This is a genomic window from Pseudomonas antarctica, from assembly GCF_001647715.1.
Classification (GTDB): domain Bacteria; phylum Pseudomonadota; class Gammaproteobacteria; order Pseudomonadales; family Pseudomonadaceae; genus Aquipseudomonas; species Aquipseudomonas antarctica_A.
In genome coordinates this window covers 4,012,163-4,029,451 of sequence record NZ_CP015600.1, presented here as the reverse complement: position 1 = coordinate 4,029,451, position 17,289 = coordinate 4,012,163, and the positions used below count along the sequence as shown (strand labels likewise).

Sequence of the window (17,289 nt, the reverse complement as noted above, 5' to 3'; positions counted from 1 at the left end):
GCACGTCGGATCATCAAGGTCATGCAATGGACAAATACACCCCCCACACCTGGCAGCCCCACGAGCGACCGAGCCTGCCCGGCTCGCCGTCGACGCCGCTGCACCCCACGCACAAGCGCTGGCTGTTTGCGCTGGTCGGCGTATTGGTCGCGATTACCGGCGGGCTGGGCAACGCCCTGGTGATCGCCAACCTGCAATACCTGCAGGGTGCTCTCGGCGCGACCACCGCCGAAATGGCCTGGCTGCCCGCTGCTTATGTCATGACCAACGTGTGCATGAACCTGTTGCTGGTGAAGTTTCGCCAGCAGTTCGGCTTGCGTGCGTTTACCGAGGTGTTCCTGGTGCTGTATGCACTGGTGACCTTCGGCCATTTGTTCGTCAACGACCTCAGTTCGGCGATTGCGGTGCGGGCGGCCCACGGTATGGTGGGTGCGGCACTGAGTTCGTTGGGCTTGTACTACATGATCCAGGCGTTCCCGGCGAAGTGGCGCATGAAAGCCCTGGTGCTGGGGCTGGGCACCGCGCAGTTGGCGTTGCCGCTGGCGCGATTGTTCTCCGAAGATTTGCTGCAAATCGCCGAATGGCGCGGGTTGTACCTGTTTGAACTGGGCCTGGCACTGATCTGCCTCGGCTGCGTATTTCTGCTCAAGTTACCGCCCGGCGATCGCTTCAAGACTTTTGAAAAACTCGACTTCCTCACCTTCGGCATCCTCGCCACCGGCGTGGCACTGCTCTGCGCGGTGCTGTCCCTGGGGCGTATCGACTGGTGGCTGGAAGCGCCGTGGATCGGCGTCGCCTCGGCCTGTTCCCTGGTGCTGATCATGGCTGGCCTGGCCATCGAGCATAACCGCAAAAACCCGTTGCTGATGACCCGTTGGTTGGGCAGTGGCGTGATGATCCGCCTGGCGCTGGCGGTGGTGCTGATTCGCATGGTGCTGTCGGAGCAGTCCACCGGCGCCGTGGGGTTCATGCAGATGTTGAACATGAGCTACCAGCAGATGCACACGTTGTACGTGGTGATGCTGGCCGGGGCGATTGCCGGGCTGGTGGTCAGTGCGCTGACGATCAACCCGGCCCACTTGCTGATGCCGTTGATCATCTCCCTGGCGCTGATGGCCACGGGTTCGGTGATGGACAGCTTCTCCAGCAACCTGACCCGTCCGCAGAACCTGTACATCAGCCAGTTCCTGCTAGGCTTTGGCGGCACCTTCTTTCTCGGGCCGACGATGGTGCTGGGCACGAAAAACGTGTTGACCAACCCGCGCAACCTGGTGAGTTTCTCGGTGATGTTCGGCATTTGCCAGAACCTTGGGGGCTTGATTGGCGCGGCCTTGCTGGGCACCTTTCAGATCGTGCGCGAGAAGTACCACTCCAGCATGATCGTCGAGCACCTGACCCTGCTTGACCCGCTTGTGGCCGCGCGGGTGCAGAGCGGCGGTTCGGCCTATGGCGGCGTCATCGCCGACCCGCAATTGCGTAACCTGATGGGCATCCGCAGCCTGGCCACTGCGGCCACGCGTGAGGCGAACGTGATGGCCTACAACGATGTGTTCATGTTGATTGCGATCATCGCGATCCTCACCATGCTCTGGATATTTATCCGCAGTCTGTGGCTGATGAGTACCACCAAGACAGCAGCCCCTCTCGTTCAACCCAGCGGCGTTACTTCATGACCGAACCGACCACCAGCACCACGACCACCACTAACGCCATCGCGTCCACCCCGGAAGGCACCACGCCGCCGGGTGCATCGGTCACCGAGCCGCGCTCGCTGCGGGTGCGCATCATCTCGTCCCTGGGCTTTGCCGCGATCGCGATCGTCGGTGTGCTGATCGTGCTGTATGCCTGGCAGTTGCCACCGTTCAGCAGCGCGGTGGAAACCACCGAGAACGCCCTGGTGCGCGGGCAGGTGACGATTATCGGCCCGCAACTGAGCGGCTATGTGTATGAAGTGCCGGTGCAGGACTTCCAGTTCGTCAAGGCCGGCGACCTGTTGGTACGCCTGGATGATCGCATCTACAAGCAACGCCTCGACCAGGCACTGGCGCAACTGGCCGTGCAGAAAGCTTCATTGGCCAACGTGGTGCAGCAACGCAACAGCGCCGAAGCGACGATCAAACTGCGCCAGGCCGCACTGGTGGACAGCCAGGCCCAGGCGCGCAAAAGCACTGCCGATTTGCGCCGAAACGAAGAATTGATCAGCGACGGTTCGGTGTCCAAGCGTGAGTTGGATGTGGCCCGCGCCGCGAATGCGCAGACCATCGCCGCTGTGGCCCAGGCCCAGGCCAGCCTGGAAATTGCCCGGCAGGACCTGCAAACGGTGATCGTCAATCGCGGTTCGTTGGAAGCCGCTGTGGCGAGTGCCGATGCGGCCGTGGAACTGGCGCGTATCGACCTGTCCAACACCCGCATCATCGCGCCGCGTGACGGCCAACTGGGGCAGATTGGCGTACGCCTCGGTGCCTACGTCAACTCCGGCGCGCAGTTGATGGCCCTGGTGCCGCCCCAGTTGTGGGTGATTGCCAATATGAAAGAAACCCAGATGGACAATGTGCAGGTTGGCCAGCCGGTGACCTTCACCGTCGATGCGCTGAACCACCGCAAGTTTCACGGCACGGTGCAGCATATTTCCCCGGCGACCGGGTCGGAGTTCAGCCTGTTGCAGGCGGACAATGCCACCGGCAACTTTGTGAAGATTGCCCAGCGGGTGCCGGTGAGGATTACGGTTGACCCCGACCAGGCCGAGATCGAGCGCCTGCGGCCGGGGTTGTCGGTGGTGGTGAGTATCGACACGGCAGGGCGCCTCAAAAACACACCGCCCTGACACAGACATGTGGGAGTAGGCATTGCGAATGCGGTGTGTCAGTCGGTGGGTGTGTTACTGATCCACCGCATTCGCGAGCAAGCCCACAGTTGGATGGTAGTTGAGGTTGAAATCGAGTTGGATTGATTGGCCTTGTTCTAACAGTTTGAGGCCAGGCCGCCCTGGCAGATGATGGGCATTCACCGGATGGCTCACCGGCTCAATGCAAAAGAACCCCAACCCCGGCGGGCAGTACAACAGGAAGTAATCGGCGCCGGTCGCCCGGCACTCCAGCACATACCCCAGCTCTGGCTGCTCAATCCGGCAATGCCCGTCCCATTGGCAAAACCCATTGTCCACCAGGCCTGCGGGCAGGGCTTTTGAGACCTTGAAGTCCCAATTTTCCGGCACTGGCGCCAGCCCGGTAGGCAGCTTCGACGCATCACTCAACCACACCTGCTTAGCCCTGGCCTGCAACCGTGTGCCTGGCTGACGCGGCAAGTAGGGGTGCAAGCCCAAACCGTGCCACGCCGCGTGCTCAGCCAGATGCGTCACGCGCAACGCGATGCTCAGCTCACCGTTATTCAAGCGAAACCGCTGCTCGGCGCGGTAGGCGAACGGTGTGCCGCACACCACCTCGAGCACCACTTCATCCGCCGTCTGGCTGACCACCTGCCACGCCTGTTGCCAGGCTGAGCCATGGATCGGCAGCGGATCGGTGAGGCTGTTGGGCGTCAGGTCCAGCCAGCCATCGGGGTTGTCAAAACCGCCCAGGGCGATCCGGTTGGACCAGGGCGCCAAGGGATAACAGCCCAGCTTGCCCGGCAAACCGCTGTTCAGCGCGTGCTCATCCGTGTGTCGCAACAGCGCTTGCCCGGTGGCGCGTACGCGCCAGTTGACGATGCTCCCGCCCACGGCCGGAGCCAGGGTAAGGTGGGTCAGGTTATCTTCGAGTTCAATCAGCATCGCAGTCCAACCCATTAGAGGGCAAAGGTCGGTTCGGGCAGGCCCTGGACGCCAGGGTCCAGGGCGAATACGCCGCCGGCCAGTGACTGTTCACTCTGGTCGTCACGGATCGAGGTGACGAACAACGTGTCCAGGCGGCTGCCGCCAAAGGCGCACATGCTGGGTTTTTTCACCGGCACGCTCAGGGAACGGTCGAGGCGACCCTCGGGGGTGAAGCGGTGAATCAGCCCGGCGTCATTGGCGCAGATCCAATAGCAGCCGTCGGCATCTACCGCTGCGCCGTCGGGGCGCCCGGGGTACTGCTGCATATCGACAAACACACGGCGATTGGACGGCGTGCCGGTTTCGATGTCGTAATCGAAGGCCCAGACCTGCTGCACCAGCGGATGGGAGTCCGACGCGTACATTGTGCGGCCGTCAGGGCTGAAGGCCAGGCCATTCAGGGTGATAAAACCGCTTAACTGAGCCTGCGGCGCCGCACCTGAGGCGTAGCGGTAAAGGGTGCCCTCGGCCGCGTTCAACCCCATGTCCAGCACCATGCTGCCGGCCCAGAAACGGCCCTGGCGATCACAGCGGCCATCGTTGAGGCGCATGTCCGGGCGCGGGTGCTCGACACTCGCCAGAAGCGTAGTGTCGAGGCTGCCATCGTTGTGCGGGGTCAGTTGGAAAAAACCGCTTTCCATGCCGGCGAGCCAATTGCCCGTTGTGGTGCGGGCAATGCACGCAAGCATTTGCGGCGCTTTCCAGGCGGCGACATGGCCGGTGGCGGCGCTCCAGCGTTGCAGGCCGCCGTTGGGGATATCCACCCAGTACAGCGCGTTTTCCTGCGGCACCCACACCGGGCACTCGCCCACGGCATTGCGGGCGTCGACAATCAATTCGGCACTCATGGTCACTCATTCCCTTGGGTTGCTGTGCACTCAGTCACCGAACGGTCCCGCCGCGCAGAATGCGCCGCCTTGATAGCGCTTCGCCGGGTCATCGGCAGCGACGGGTGGCAGCGTTTCGACCTGCGCCCTGAACACTTCAGAAGTGTCCTTGGGCGCAAAACCCAGGTGCGCGGCGTAGCGGTTGTCCCACCAGGTGTCGAGGTTATCCGACATGCCATAGACCACGGTGTGGCCGACGTTCGGCGTGTACAGCGCGCGTTCGAGCAATTGAGTCAGGTCATCGAAACTCAGCCAGGTGTGCATCATCCTGCGGTTTTGCGGCTCGGGGAACGAGGAGCCGATGCGGATGCTCACGGTCTCGATGCCATAGCGATCAAAGTAGAAACTCGCCATGTCTTCACCGTAGGACTTGGACAACCCGTAGTAGCTGTCCGGGCGGCGCGGCGAATGTGCGTCGATGGTTTCGCCTTGCTTGTAGAAACCGATCACGTGGTTGGAGCTGGCGAAGATCACGCGCTTTACACCCTGGCGGCGGGCGGCTTCATAGATGTGGAAAATGCCGCAGATATTCGCGCCGAGCACTTCTTCGAACGAACGCTCTACCGAAACGCCGCCGAAATGCAGGATGGCGTCGACGCCCTCTACTAGCTGTTGCACGGCTTGTTTATCGGCGAGGTCGCACGGCTGCACTTCTTCGCCGGCATCGACGGCCGGGGCCATGTTGGCGATGTCCGACAGGCGCAGCACCTTGGCGTAAGGGCGCAGGCGTTCGCGCAAGACTTTACCCAGCCCGCCGGCGGCACCGGTGAGCAGCAGGCGGTTGAATGGAACAGGTGCGGTTGTGGTGGTGGTCATGAGGGTTCCATTGTTGTTGTAGGTTGTCGTATGACTTGATGAAAGTATCGTTTTGCATTCCCTACGTTGTCAACGTTCTTCCTGATGACAAGTGACTCATTGTGGGAGCTGGCTGGCGATGGTGGTCGGTCAGTTGATATTGCGGTTACTGATACACCGCTATCGCAGGCAAGCCAGCTCCCACATTGACCGAGTTACAACAAGGAAATCGGGTAACTGATAAAGATCCGATTTTCATCGAATTCATTGTTGCTGAAATCCCGACGCAGGGTCGAATTCCTCCAGCGCACGTTCAAATCCTTCAACGCGCCACTCTGCACGGTGTAGGCCAGTTCCGATTCGCGGCCCCATTCCTTGCCATCCGTGATCGCACCGGTGTGTACGTTACTGCCGCTGATATAGCGGTTCATCATGGTCAGCCCGGGAATGCCGAGCACTACGAAGTTGAAGTCATGGCGCACTTGCCAGGACTTTTCCCTGGCGTTGTCATAACTGGAGTTGTAGCTGTCGTTGGCCAGGGTGCCGCCGCTGGTGCCATTAACCCTCATCCACAAGCTATCGCCGGTCAGTTTCTGCAAGCCCACATAGAAGGTGTTGCCGTTGTATCGGGCCGAGAGCAGTGCGGAGAGGGTCTTGTTGTTCAAGTCTCCGGCCAGGGCACTGCCGTCTTCCTTGCCGTTGAAGTAACCGAGGTTGGCGCCCAGGGTCCAGTCGCCCACGGGCTGGCTGTGCGTCAGGTTGAAAAACTGTTGCTGGTAGATATCGCTCAGCTCGGCGTACCACACGCCGACTTGAGTGTGCTTGTCGTTGAAGCTGTATTCGCCGCCGCCGAAATTGAAACGGTTGGAGGTGAACGCGGCTTTGCCGTTCATGAACATGTCTTCCATGCTCCCATCGTTACGCGGGCTGTTACTGCGAAACTGCCCGCCATAGAGTGTCAGCCCGGCGATTTCATTGGAGGTAACCTGGCCACCGCGAAAGGTCTGGGGCAGGGAGCGACCATCGTCCGAACGCAGGATCGGCAGCACCGGCATCCATTCGCCGACTTTCAATTCGGTCTTCGACAGTTTGGTTTTCAGCGCCACGCCCAGGCGCCCGAAATTGTCAGCGGGGCGGCCGTCACTGCCGATCGGTAGCAGTTGGGTGCCCCCGGTGCCTTTACCGCCATCGAGCTTCTGCGAATACAGCCCCAACACATCAAGCCCGAAACCCACGGTGCCCTGGGTGAAGCCCGATTTGGCATCGAGGATGAAGTTCTGCGTCCACTCTTCGGCCTTGGCCTGGGGATAGGTCGGGTTGGTGAAGTTACGGTTGAAGTAGGCGTTGCGCAGGTTGAGCGTGGCCGTGGCGTCATCGATAAAACCGTCGGCCTGGGCGTTGAGGGGAAGAGTGAACGCCAGGCTGCTTAGACCGATAAGGCCGATACGTGAGGAGGAATTGCGGGCGAATTGACTCACAGTGAGGCTCCGTTTCGTTTGTTGTTTTTATTATTTGTCGTACGTCGTCGTACAACATTTGGCGAGATATTTGCGGGGTTTTCGCGGGGTGTCAAGCAGAAGTTATACGATGACTTCGTGTTGATCGGTCTGAAGTGGGCGCGTCAGTGTGGGTAATCGACGTGGGCTTGAGCGTGCCGTGAATTCAGCCGGCCATCACCATCGGAGGAAGGGTGCCAAGCAGGGAAACAGCGGCGACTGCACAAACGCCTAACAGCCCTTCCAGCATCACGCTGGCCTTCAAGCTCCCCAGCCGTTGCTCGCAATGCTCGATGCGTAGCCGGTTCAGCAGCGCCAGCGCCAACATGCCCAGCACCAGCAGCACTTTGATCAACAGAATCAGGGCAAACCCGTTGAACAGCGGCGTGGGCCACAGCTGCCCGGTCAGCACGCGCACGTTGATCAAACCCGTCACCAGCAGGCCGGCGACCAGGGCGTAACCCACGCCGCTGAAGCGTTGGAGGATAGGTTGCAGCACGCGCGCTTGTGACTGCCTGAGGATCAACACCAGCAACAACAGCCCGCCGAGCCAGGCACCGACGCAGACTAAATGCACCACCTGGTTCAGAATCAGCAATTGCCCGCTCAGCCCATTGAGCATGGCGCCGTGGCCAATGGGGGCCAGCGTCGCCAGCAGCAGTGCGCTCACCGGCAGGCGCACTACCGGCCAGGGTTTGATCAACACGATTACCAGCAGCAGGTTCAGCAATAAATGCCAGACCCACACCTGGCCGAAAAAGGTTTTGCCCAGCACCAATTGCACGGTTGCCGGTTGCAGGGCCGCATCCCAACTGCCGGCCATGCTCGCCGTGATTAACAGCAACCAGGCCACGCCGGAGCCCAGCCCCAGCCACGCCAAGGCACGGGTGATGCGCAGCAGTTGCCGGTCCAGTGTCGGCTGCGGTTCAGCGCCCAAGAGCCAGGGCCTGAACACACAGGCCCCGAACATCAACAGCACGACGATGAAATGCAGGAAACGGCACAGCACCAGCAGGGTCGCCATGGGTTATTGGCCGACCTTGAAGCTGTATTCACCGTTGCTCTTGTGGGTGTCGACCGACACCGCGTTCCACACCACTTTGTAGGTGCCGGCGGCCAGTGGGGCGGCAGGCGTCACCACCAGGGTTTTCTTGTCGGCGTCGGGCGTTTCCAGGCCTTTGACCGCGACTTCGGTGCCGTCCTTGCTCAGGGACACCTTGGTGAAGGTTGCTTCGACGCCTTCGCTGAAGGTCAGGCGCACGTCAGCGGGCGCTGCGACAGTGCTGTCGGCGGCGGGCGTTTCGCTTTTCAGGTGGGCATGGGCAAATGCCGCCGAGGCGCCCAGCAGAGAAGCGAGCAGAGTGACGGTGGTCAGGGCTTTCTTGATCAACATTGTTCAGTACCTTCAGTGGAGGGAGTCGGTAATGCCATGTGCAGCACAGGAAAGGGTTTGCCCTCGCCATCCAGCGGCGAGCGCGCGACCTGGATAAAACCATAGTGCAGGTAGAACCCCACGGCCTGCGGGTTTTGTTCGTTTACGTCCACGATCAGCGTGCCGAGGCGTGCGCGGGCATGGTCGAGCAATTGCCGGCCGATGCCCTGGCCACGGCGGTCGGGGTCGATAAACAGCATTTCCACAGTGTGCCCGCCGGTGCCGATAAAACCGGCGATGCCTGCGTTATCCTCGAACACCCACACGTCGATGGCAGGCATCGGCAGGTAGGTGTCGCGTACCAGGGGCAGTAAACGTTGAATGTCGTCCTCAGTGAGGAAGTCATGGGTGGCCCGTACCGAGCGCTCCCACAGTGCTCCCAGCACGGTGTCGTCGGCGGCCACGCGAGGTCGAGTAGTCATTGCAATGATCCTTCATGGGGATCGCGATCCTAACCAATCCGTTTTTGGGGGGAAAGGTTCGCGTAAGAAGTTTCATTATGCCCGGTCGCCTTGATCCTGAGCCGACGTCAGTCTTGAGGCCATGGAGCTGTCGGAGGATCGCCCCGCGCGAAGTTCGTCACTTCACGGCAAAGCGCTGCCTTTTTATCCGGTACATATCGCTGTCTGCGTGGCTGAGCAGCGTATCGGCGTCCTCACCGTTCGCCGGATAAAACGCCACACCCACACTGCAAGACGGCATTTTTACCCCGTCAAACTCGGCGCCCAGCGGTTCGGCCATGACCGCGAGTATCTGCGCCACTTTCGCGCAAACAGCTTCTTGCGATTGGATATCCGTCAGCAGCACCGTGAATTCATCCCCGCCCATCCGGGCCACCAGGTCGCTCTCGCGTACGCAGCGTTCCAGCCGTCGTGCGATCACACAGAGCACCCGATCGCCCACGGCATGGCCATGCACGTCGTTGATGCCCTTAAAGTCATTGACGTCCAGAAACAGCAACGCAAACGTGGTGGTGTGGCGCTGTGCTGCTTGCAGGGCCGACGCCAGCCCATCATTGAACAGTGAGCGGTTGGTGAGGGCCGTCAGCGGATCATGATGGGCAAGGAACCGTAACTCTTCCTCAGCCTGTGTGAGGGCCGTTACGTCCCTCGCAACACCGATCCGCGCACCGACTTCTTCGGACCAGAATGCCGCCCACAGGATATGTACGACACTGCCGTTCTTGCGGATATAGCGGTTGCGGAAGTCGACGTGAGGCTGGCCGTTCATGACCCGCACGATCGAGGCCCGGGTGCGCGGCAGTTCTTCTGGGTGCATGTAGTCGGTAATGAGTGTGCCGGTCAGTTCGTCGGCACGGTAACCGAGCAGCGCTTCACAGGCATCACTCACAAAGACGATCAGGTTATCGCTGTCGACCACGAACACCGTGTCCAGCATCAGGTGTATCAACTTTGGATAGAGGGCTTGCAGGTCAACGGCCATAGGTCAGGAGCGTCCGGTTCAGATTCGCCGATCATAGCCCGATCGCGAAGGACGTTGCCGAGGAATCCTGCAGACTTTCAGGCGCCAAGCCCGATCTGTCGATCAACGGCGTTCAAAGGCCAGCGCCACCGTTGCGCAGTCGAGCGATCTGCTCGGCACCTCATGATGGCGTGTAGCCTAATGAGGCGGTTCGTGATGTGATGGAGGGCATTCATCACGCGATGCCTTTACAGCACGCTTATAACGCTCGCGGCGCACACGTTCGTGGGAACGCGCAGAGCAAGAGCGGTAGGGGTTTGAAGTGTCGAAGGTAAATTGCATATAACAGTGAGTGGGCTTCCAGCATCTATGGGCAATCACAAGATCAGCATTCGTCGGGTCAACGTCGAAAAAATCCTGCTGGCGGCGGAGAAAATCTTCGCTGAGAAAGGCTATGGCAGCACCGCCATGGCTGACATCGCCGAAGAGGTGCAACTGCCGCGCTCCAACCTGCATTACTACTTCACCACCAAAAGCGAGCTGTACAGCGCGGTGCTGTTCGACCTGCTGGAGCTGTGGAAGCAGGATGCCCTGAGCTTTGAAACCTTCGATGACCCACGGGTGGTGCTCAGCAGCTACATCCGCGCCAAGATGCAGCGCTCGCGTACGCGGCCGTATGGCTCGAAAGTCTGGGCCAATGAAATCATCCACGGCGCGCCGACACTGGGTGAGGCGCTGGACGAAAGCCTGTATGACTGGGCCAAGATGAAGGAAGCGAAAATTCGCCAGTGGGTCGAGGACAAACGCATCCTGCCAGTGGAGCCGTCGAGCTTGCTGTATATGATTTGGGCGTCGACCCAACACTATGCGGACTTTGATCACCAGGTGAAAATTCTGAATGATCACCAGCCGTTGTCGGATATGCAGTTTGAGAAAGCGATCCAGACGGTGACGGGGGTGATTCTGCGGGGGATTGGGTTGGAGCCTTAAGAGGTGTGGTGAGGCTTAGGGCCCTTCGCGAGCAAGCCCGCTCCCACAGTTGACCGCGTTTTGTTTGAAGCAGTGCAGTCGAATGTGGGAGCGGGCTTGCTCGCGAAGGCGGTCCAAGAAGCTACACCGCCTCCCGGTAAGGATTACGCGGGTCTTGCGTCCAATTCAAAAACGGTTTACCCGTCTCTATCGGCACCATCTCAATGCAATCGGCCACCGGGCAGGTGATCTGGCACAAATTGCAGCCCACGCACTCATCGTCAATCACTTCGTATTTGTGCGTGCCATCCGCCTGTTTCAAGCTGGCGATGGCCTGGTGCGACGTGTCCTCACAGGCAATATGGCAACGTCCGCAGCCAATACACGCGGCCTGATCAATCTTGGCGATCACCTGATAGTTGATGTCCAGGTACTTCCAGTCCGTGGTATTGCCCACCGCCCGCCCGGAAAATTCCTGCAAGCTTGTGTAGCCTTGGCTGTCCATCCACCGCGACAGCCCATCCTTCATCTCCTCGACAATTCGAAACCCATGCAGCATCGCAGCCGTGCACACCTGCACTGCGCCGCAACCCAGGGCGACGAATTCCGCCGCGTCGCGCCAGTTGCCGATGCCGCCAATCCCGCAAATGGGCAGGCCCTGGGTCTGTGGGTCGCGAGCGATTTCCGCGACCATGTTCAAGGCGATCGGCTTCACCGCCGAGCCGCAATAACCGCCATGGGTACTTTGGGTGCCGACTATCGGCAGGGCGACCATGCGTTCAAGGTCCACGCTGGTGATGGAGTTTATGGTGTTGATCAACGACACCGCATCCGCACCCCCGCGATATGCAGCCCGCGCGGCCACGCGAATGTCGGTGATATTCGGCGTGAGCTTGACGATCACCGGCAGCGAGCAATACGTCTTGCACCAGCGCGTCACCTGTTCCACATACTCCGGCACTTGGCCCACCGCCGCGCCCATGCCACGTTCGGGCATACCGTGGGGGCAGCCGAAGTTGAGCTCGATGCCGTCGCAGCCGGTGGCCTCCACCAACGGCAGGATGTTTTTCCAGGATTCTTCAACGCAGGGCACCATCAACGACACGATCAGCGCGCGGTCGGGCCAGTCCTTTTTGACCTGGGTGATTTCCCGCAGGTTGATCTCCAAGGAACGGTCGGTGATCAGCTCGATATTGTTGATGCCCAGCACTTCACGGTTGGCGCCGTAATGCGCCGAGTAGCGTGACGACACGTTGACCGCCGCCGGGTCTTCACCGAGGGTTTTCCACACCACGCCGCCCCAGCCCGCTTCGAAAGCGCGGACCACGTTGTAGGCCTTGTCGGTGGGCGGCGCGGAGGCCAGCCAGAACGGGTTGGGGGCTTTGATACCGGCGAACACAATCGAGAGATCGGCCATTACGCAGCCTCCACATTCAGCATGAGTTGGGCGTGCATGGCTTCGGCGGCCAGTTTGCCGTGTTGCACCGCTTGTACCGTGAGGTCCTGACCGAGGCTGACGCAATCGCCGCCGGCGTATACCCCGGGAATGCTGGTGCGCAGGTGTTCGTCGACGAAAATTCTTTCGCCCACGCGGTGCAGTTGCTGGGCCAGTGGGTCGTGCAGCGCCTCGTTATCGAAACCTTGCCCGATGGCTTTGAAGATCGCGTCGGCGGCCAGCTCGAAGGTCTCGCCAGTGCGCTGCAGTCGACCGTTTTCCATGCGTGTACGGGCAAAGCGCATGCCGCGTACGTGGCCCTGATCATCGAGCAAGACCTCATCGGGCTGGGCCCAGGTCAGCAGCCGCACCTGATTGGCTTTGGCAATGTCCTGTTCATGCTGGGTGGCGCCCATGTCGGCAAGGCCACGGCGGTACACCAGGTTCACGTCGCGGGCCCCGAGACGGGCCATTTGCACGGCCATGTCGATGGCGGTATTGCCCGCACCAAGCACGATACAGCGGTCGGCCAGAGGCAGTTGCGAGAGGTCATCGGCCTGGCGCAGTTCGCGAATATAGTCGGTGGCGGCGAGCAGGCCGGGGGCGTCCTCGTGGGGTAAGCCGAGCTGTTTGCTGGCGGCGAGGCCCAGGCCGAGGAACACCGAATCGAATTGCTGGTGCAGTTCGCTCAAGGTCAGGTTGTCGCCCAGGCGTTGGCCGTGGCGGATCTCGATGCCGCCGATCTGCAGGAGGAAATCCAGTTCCTTCTGGGCGAAGTCATCGACCAGTTTGTATTTGGCGATCCCGTATTCATTCAGGCCACCGGCTTTTTCCCTGGCTTCGAAAATCACCACGTCGTGGCCGTGCAAGGCGGCGCGATGGGCACACGCCAAACCCGCCGGCCCGGCGCCGACCACGGCGATGCGTTTGCCGGTCGGTGCAGCGCGTTGGAACGGGTGTTCGCTAAAGTGCGCGTTGTCGATGGCGTAGCGTTGCAGCAGGCCGATCAGCACCGGCGCGCATTCTTCGGCGTTGTTACGCACGCAGGCTTGCTGGCACAGGATCTCGGTGGGGCACACCCGCGCGCAACTGCCGCCGAGGATATTCGCCGAGAGGATTTTCTGCGCCGCGCCCTGTACGTTTTCGGTGTGGATATTGCGGATGAACGACGGGATATCGATCTCGCTGGGGCACGCATTCACGCAGGGCGCGTCGTAGCAATACAGGCAGCGCGAGGCTTCCAATTGGGCCTGGCGGGCGTTGAACGGCGGCGCCAGGTCGGTGAAATGGCTGGCGAGAGTCGCCCCATCTTCGTGGGGATGGGGGAGGTGGGTCAGGGTCTGGATCACGGTTTTGGCCTCACGGTTTTTTTTGGATTGCCTCTAGCGGGCATCTTTGTTGCCTGTGCTGGCGCCATCGCAGTCAAGCCAGCTCCCACATTTGGAATGTGTGAACCCGATCAAATGTGGGAGCGGGATTGCCCGCGATTGGCGGTCTCAGCGTTTCACGGCAGTGGGCCTGGAATGCTCCGCCCGCTTGCTCAACTGCTCAAACACCGACGGGTACGCAGGTCGTTCCACATAGCGGCCGGCACCGCGTTCGGCGCGCAAATCGCCATCGGCCCAGACCAGCTTGCCCTGGCTGATGGTGTGGCTCGGCACGCCGCGCACGGTCTTGCCTTCGAAGATGTTGAAGTCGACGTTCTGGTGGTGGGTCTTGGCGGAAATCGTGCGCGTGCCCTGGGGGTCCCACAGCACCAGATCCGCATCGGCTCCCACGCGTATCGCACCTTTACGCGGGTAGAGGTTGAAGATTTTTGCGGTATTGGTCGACGTCAGCGCGACAAACTCCTGCATCGACAAGCGCCCGGTGTTCACGCCTTCATCCCACAGCAGCGCCATGCGGTCTTCGATACCGGCAGTGCCGTTGGGGATCTTGCTGAAATCGTCGCGACCGGCGGCTTTTTGCTCGGCGCAGAAGCAGCAGTGATCGGTGGCGGTGGTGTGCAGGTTGCCCGATTGCAGGCCGTGCCACAGCGCTTCCTGGTGCCCGCGCGGGCGGAATGGCGGGCTCATCACGTAGCCCGCAGCGGTTTGCCAGTCGGGGTGCTGGTAGACGCTGTCGTCCAGCAGCAAGTGGCCGGCGAGCACTTCGCCGTACACCGGCTGGCCCTTGCCACGGGCGTAGGTGATTTCGTCCAGTGCTTCCTTGGTTGATACATGCACCAGGTACAGCGGCGTACCGATCGTCTCGGCGATGCGGATCGCGCGGCTGGCCGCTTCACCTTCCACCTGGGACGGGCGCGACAGCGGGTGCGCTTCCGGCCCGGTGAAGCCCTGGGCCATCAACTTGCGTTGCAGGTGGTACACCAACTCGCCGTTTTCCGCATGCACGGTGGGCACTGCGCCCAATTCCAGGCAACGTTCAAAGCTCGCGACCAGGGTGTCGTCAGCCGCCATGATCGCGTTCTTGTAGGCCATGAAATGCTTGAAGCTGTTGATGCCATGGTGGCTGACCAGCTCGGCCATTTCCTCGCGCACTTGCTCGCTCCACCACGTGATCGCCACGTGGAAGCCGTAGTCGGAAGCGGATTTTTCCGCCCAGCCGCGCCACTGGTGAAAGGCTTCCATCAAGGACTGCTGCGGGTTGGGGATCACGAAATCGATGATCGACGTGGTGCCCCCTGCAAGGCCTGCCGCCGTGCCGCTGAAAAAGTCCTCACTGGCCACGGTGCCCATGAAGGGCAATTGCATATGGGTGTGGGGGTCGATGCCGCCGGGCATCAGGTATTGGCCGCTGCCGTCGAGTACCTCAGTGCCGGCGGGAACATCCAGCCCCGTGCCAATAGCGCGAATGAGACCGCCTGCGCATAAAACATCGGCGCAGTAACTTTCATCATGGGTAATAACGGTGGCGCCACGGATCAACAGCGACATGTCGAGTTCCTCACAGGCTTGACCGGCTTGTGCCAGTTCTAAGTGTTGTAGTGCTGCATGCCGATGGTCGGTTAAAACCTGTCATCGGTGACAGGAATAGAAACTAGCCCGAGTTTTTATAATGAGCAAGAACATTTTTTATAAGCTTATATCGTATTTAAACTATTGATTAATAAGAATAAAAAACATAAATCACCAAAATGTAGCGACCTCTCACCATTTTGACGCACTTGACAGGTTATCAATTTGAGCAACATTTCTTATTGCAAATCAGACGCTTGAGACATGCCCCTTGACGAGGGCGGGAAATAAAAATAATTGTGTTGCACCAGATTGAGCCCTGAGGCGTCGGACAACGTCTGCGTTATTTAGCCTGAGTCGCGCGGACAGTATCGAGGGGGCAATCGGGTAAGGAAATAAAGCTGATAAACATCAGCAGGTTATATAAGCGGTGCGGGTTCAGGGGCGGTTGTCGGCACGGTTATTGAGTGCAGTGGCGGCTGGCCGGACCCGTGATGTCATGTTGTTTACGAGGTACTCCGGCCACCCCGCACTTAGCGTGGGGTGAGCAAAAATAATTCGAAAAAACCGTGGAGCGGCCATGCAACAGAACAGATCGCAAGTCATTGAGCGCAACGGCCTGTACGAACTCGACGCCGGCCCCGACGTCCTCGACAGCCCTCGCTACAACCACGACATGGCACCGACCAAGGTGCACGAACGCACCTGGAACAGATGGCACATCACCGCGCTGTGGGTCGGGATGTCGATTTGCGTGCCCACCTATACGTTGGGCGGGGTGCTCACCGCCTACTTCGGGTTGTCGGTGGGCGAGGCACTGATGGCGATCCTGCTGGCCAATATCGTGGTGCTGATTCCGCTGACCCTTAACGCGTTTCCCGGCACCAAGTACGGCATTCCGTTTCCGGTATTGCTGCGTTCCTCCTTTGGCATTCTCGGTTCCAACGTGCCGTGTCTGATTCGGGCGCTGGTGGCGTGTGGCTGGTTTGGTATTCAGACGATGTTTGGCGGGTTGGCGATTCACCTGTTTCTGGGCTCGATTTTCGAGGGTTGGAAAGCCCTCGGCGGCACCGGTGAAGTGATCGGCTTCATGATTTTCTGGACCCTGAATTTGTGGGTGGTGCTGCGCGGCGCCGAGTCGATCAAGCGCCTGGAAACGCTGTCGGCGCCGTTGTTGGTGGCGGTGGGGATTGGCCTGCTGGTTTGGGCGATGCCGAATGTATCGCTCAGCGAGTTGATGGCGATTCCACCCAAGCGCCCCGAAGGCGCGAGTCTCACCGGCTACTTCATGGCGGGGCTGACTGCGATGGTGGGCTTCTGGGCCACCTTGTCGCTGAATATTCCAGACTTCAGCCGCTACGCAAAAAGCCAGAAGGACCAGATCCTCGGGCAGATTTTCGGCCTGCCGCTGACCATGTTCCTGTTCGCCGCCCTCGGCGTGATCATGACCGCCGCGTCGGTGAAACTGGTGGGTGTCAGCGTCTCTGATCCGGTGACGCTGATCGGGCATATCCAGAGCCCGGTGTGGGTGGCCATTGCCATGCTGCTGATCATCATCGCCACGTTGTCCACCAACACCGCAGCCAACATCGTCTCGCCCACCAACGACTTCCAGAACATCGCGCCCAAGCTGATCAATCGCACCACGGCGGTGATACTTACCGGTCTGGTCGGTCTGGCGCTGATGGGGCATGAGCTGCTGAAAAAACTCGGGCTGATCGTTTCGAATGTCAGCCTGGAGACCGTCTATTCCAACTGGTTGCTGGGTTACTCAAGCCTCTTGGGGCCGATTGCCGGGATCATGGTGGTGGACTACTTCATCACCCGCAAACAGCAGTTGGACCTGGCCGGCCTGTACCGCGATGACGTGTACCCGGCGTGGAACTGGAGTGGCTTTGTCGCCTTCGGCGTGCCGGTGGTGCTGACCCTGTTGTCGTTGGGCAGCGATGCCTTCAGCTGGTTCTACAGCTACGGCTGGTTCACCGGTTCGGCGTTGGGCGGTTTGTTGTACTACGGGCTGAATGCCAAGCGCAGAGCCAGCGCGGTGGCGCTGAAAACACCGCTATAAAAGGTTGAAATGCAAGC

15 protein-coding genes are annotated in these 17,289 nt (G+C 60.4%); 4 read left to right on the top strand and 11 right to left on the bottom strand.

Translation table 11 applies throughout. The features are described from left to right. The first annotated feature begins 26 nt into the window (after window positions 1–26). The gene (locus A7J50_RS17995) at window positions 27–1,673 is read left to right on the top strand and encodes an MFS transporter (protein ID WP_064453029.1); all 1,647 of its coding nucleotides are present in this window, start codon (window positions 27–29) and stop codon (window positions 1,671–1,673) included. Then, on the top strand, window positions 1,670–2,824 hold the full coding sequence (locus A7J50_RS17990; RefSeq protein WP_064453028.1) for an HlyD family secretion protein: 1,155 nt from the start codon (window positions 1,670–1,672) through the stop codon (window positions 2,822–2,824). The genes A7J50_RS17995 and A7J50_RS17990 overlap by 4 nt, the downstream gene beginning before the upstream one ends. Window positions 2,825–2,878: 54 nt before the next feature. Here A7J50_RS17990 and A7J50_RS17985 read toward each other — a convergent pair whose 3' ends face one another. The 8 genes from A7J50_RS17985 to A7J50_RS17950 all read right to left on the bottom strand — a co-directional run bounded on the left by A7J50_RS17985 (window position 2,879) and on the right by A7J50_RS17950 (window position 9,864). After that, window positions 2,879–3,769 (bottom strand): aldose 1-epimerase, encoded by an 891-nt coding sequence (locus A7J50_RS17985; protein ID WP_156526290.1) that lies wholly within the window; start codon window positions 3,767–3,769, stop codon window positions 2,879–2,881. 14 nt (window positions 3,770–3,783) lie between these two features. After that, window positions 3,784–4,659, bottom strand: coding sequence for an SMP-30/gluconolactonase/LRE family protein (locus A7J50_RS17980; RefSeq protein ID WP_064453027.1), 876 nt, complete (start codon window positions 4,657–4,659; stop codon window positions 3,784–3,786). Window positions 4,660–4,689: 30 nt separating this feature from the next. Next, a complete protein-coding gene (locus tag A7J50_RS17975) occupies window positions 4,690–5,514 on the bottom strand; it encodes an NAD-dependent epimerase/dehydratase family protein (protein WP_064453026.1) in 825 nt (274 codons plus the stop codon). A gap of 194 nt (window positions 5,515–5,708) precedes the next feature. Next, a complete protein-coding gene (locus A7J50_RS17970; protein WP_064453025.1) occupies window positions 5,709–6,971 on the bottom strand; it encodes an OprD family porin in 1,263 nt (420 codons plus the stop codon). Window positions 6,972–7,155: 184 nt separating this feature from the next. Further along, window positions 7,156–8,013 carry a copper homeostasis membrane protein CopD gene (copD, locus tag A7J50_RS17965; protein WP_064453024.1) on the bottom strand — a complete coding sequence of 286 codons (858 nt, stop codon included), beginning with the start codon at window positions 8,011–8,013 and terminating at the stop codon, window positions 7,156–7,158. A 3-nt stretch (window positions 8,014–8,016) separates the two neighbouring features. After that, window positions 8,017–8,382, bottom strand: coding sequence for a copper homeostasis periplasmic binding protein CopC (copC, locus tag A7J50_RS17960; protein ID WP_064453023.1), 366 nt, complete (start codon window positions 8,380–8,382; stop codon window positions 8,017–8,019). Continuing rightward, window positions 8,376–8,843, bottom strand: coding sequence for a GNAT family N-acetyltransferase (locus tag A7J50_RS17955; protein WP_064453022.1), 468 nt, complete (start codon window positions 8,841–8,843; stop codon window positions 8,376–8,378). Before A7J50_RS17955 ends, copC begins: the two co-directional genes overlap by 7 nt. Before the next feature lie 157 nt (window positions 8,844–9,000). Continuing rightward, window positions 9,001–9,864 carry a sensor domain-containing diguanylate cyclase gene (locus A7J50_RS17950; RefSeq protein ID WP_064453021.1) on the bottom strand — a complete coding sequence of 288 codons (864 nt, stop codon included), beginning with the start codon at window positions 9,862–9,864 and terminating at the stop codon, window positions 9,001–9,003. A 348-nt stretch (window positions 9,865–10,212) separates the two neighbouring features. On the opposite strand from A7J50_RS17950, the gene A7J50_RS17945 reads away from it, so the two are divergent. Continuing rightward, window positions 10,213–10,833, top strand: a complete 621-nt coding sequence (locus A7J50_RS17945) for a TetR/AcrR family transcriptional regulator (protein ID WP_064453020.1) — start codon at window positions 10,213–10,215, stop codon at window positions 10,831–10,833. Window positions 10,834–10,954: 121 nt separating this feature from the next. On the opposite strand, the gene preA is transcribed toward A7J50_RS17945, so the two are convergent. The 3 genes from preA to hydA form a co-directional block, all read right to left on the bottom strand. Continuing rightward, window positions 10,955–12,229, bottom strand: coding sequence for an NAD-dependent dihydropyrimidine dehydrogenase subunit PreA (gene preA / locus A7J50_RS17940; RefSeq protein ID WP_064453019.1), 1,275 nt, complete (start codon window positions 12,227–12,229; stop codon window positions 10,955–10,957). Next, complete coding sequence (locus tag A7J50_RS17935; protein WP_064453018.1) at window positions 12,229–13,596, bottom strand: NAD(P)-dependent oxidoreductase; 1,368 nt, start codon at window positions 13,594–13,596, stop codon at window positions 12,229–12,231. Before A7J50_RS17935 ends, preA begins: the two co-directional genes overlap by 1 nt. A gap of 147 nt (window positions 13,597–13,743) precedes the next feature. Then, window positions 13,744–15,183: a dihydropyrimidinase gene (hydA, locus tag A7J50_RS17930; protein ID WP_064453017.1), complete on the bottom strand. Its 1,440-nt coding sequence runs from the start codon at window positions 15,181–15,183 to the stop codon at window positions 13,744–13,746. A gap of 601 nt (window positions 15,184–15,784) precedes the next feature. On the opposite strand from hydA, the gene A7J50_RS17925 reads away from it, so the two are divergent. After that, entirely contained in the window at window positions 15,785–17,272 is a 1,488-nt protein-coding gene (locus tag A7J50_RS17925; protein WP_064453016.1) for an NCS1 family nucleobase:cation symporter-1, read from the top strand. Window positions 17,273–17,289: the final 17 nt, after the last annotated feature.

Coding starts and splice junctions, on each gene's coding strand:
- A7J50_RS17950 (WP_064453021.1), bottom strand. CDS start 9,864: ATGGCCGTTGACCTGCAAGCCCTCTATCCAAAGTTGATACACCTGATG.
- A7J50_RS17945 (WP_064453020.1), top strand. CDS start 10,213: ATGGGCAATCACAAGATCAGCATTCGTCGGGTCAACGTCGAAAAAATC.
- preA (WP_064453019.1), bottom strand. CDS start 12,229: ATGGCCGATCTCTCGATTGTGTTCGCCGGTATCAAAGCCCCCAACCCG.
- A7J50_RS17985 (WP_156526290.1), bottom strand. CDS start 3,769: ATGCTGATTGAACTCGAAGATAACCTGACCCACCTTACCCTGGCTCCG.
- A7J50_RS17990 (WP_064453028.1), top strand. CDS start 1,670: ATGACCGAACCGACCACCAGCACCACGACCACCACTAACGCCATCGCG.
- A7J50_RS17980 (WP_064453027.1), bottom strand. CDS start 4,659: ATGAGTGCCGAATTGATTGTCGACGCCCGCAATGCCGTGGGCGAGTGC.
- copD (WP_064453024.1), bottom strand. CDS start 8,013: ATGGCGACCCTGCTGGTGCTGTGCCGTTTCCTGCATTTCATCGTCGTG.
- copC (WP_064453023.1), bottom strand. CDS start 8,382: ATGTTGATCAAGAAAGCCCTGACCACCGTCACTCTGCTCGCTTCTCTG.
- A7J50_RS17975 (WP_064453026.1), bottom strand. CDS start 5,514: ATGACCACCACCACAACCGCACCTGTTCCATTCAACCGCCTGCTGCTC.
- hydA (WP_064453017.1), bottom strand. CDS start 15,183: ATGTCGCTGTTGATCCGTGGCGCCACCGTTATTACCCATGATGAAAGT.
- A7J50_RS17995 (WP_064453029.1), top strand. CDS start 27: ATGGACAAATACACCCCCCACACCTGGCAGCCCCACGAGCGACCGAGC.
- A7J50_RS17955 (WP_064453022.1), bottom strand. CDS start 8,843: ATGACTACTCGACCTCGCGTGGCCGCCGACGACACCGTGCTGGGAGCA.
- A7J50_RS17925 (WP_064453016.1), top strand. CDS start 15,785: ATGCAACAGAACAGATCGCAAGTCATTGAGCGCAACGGCCTGTACGAA.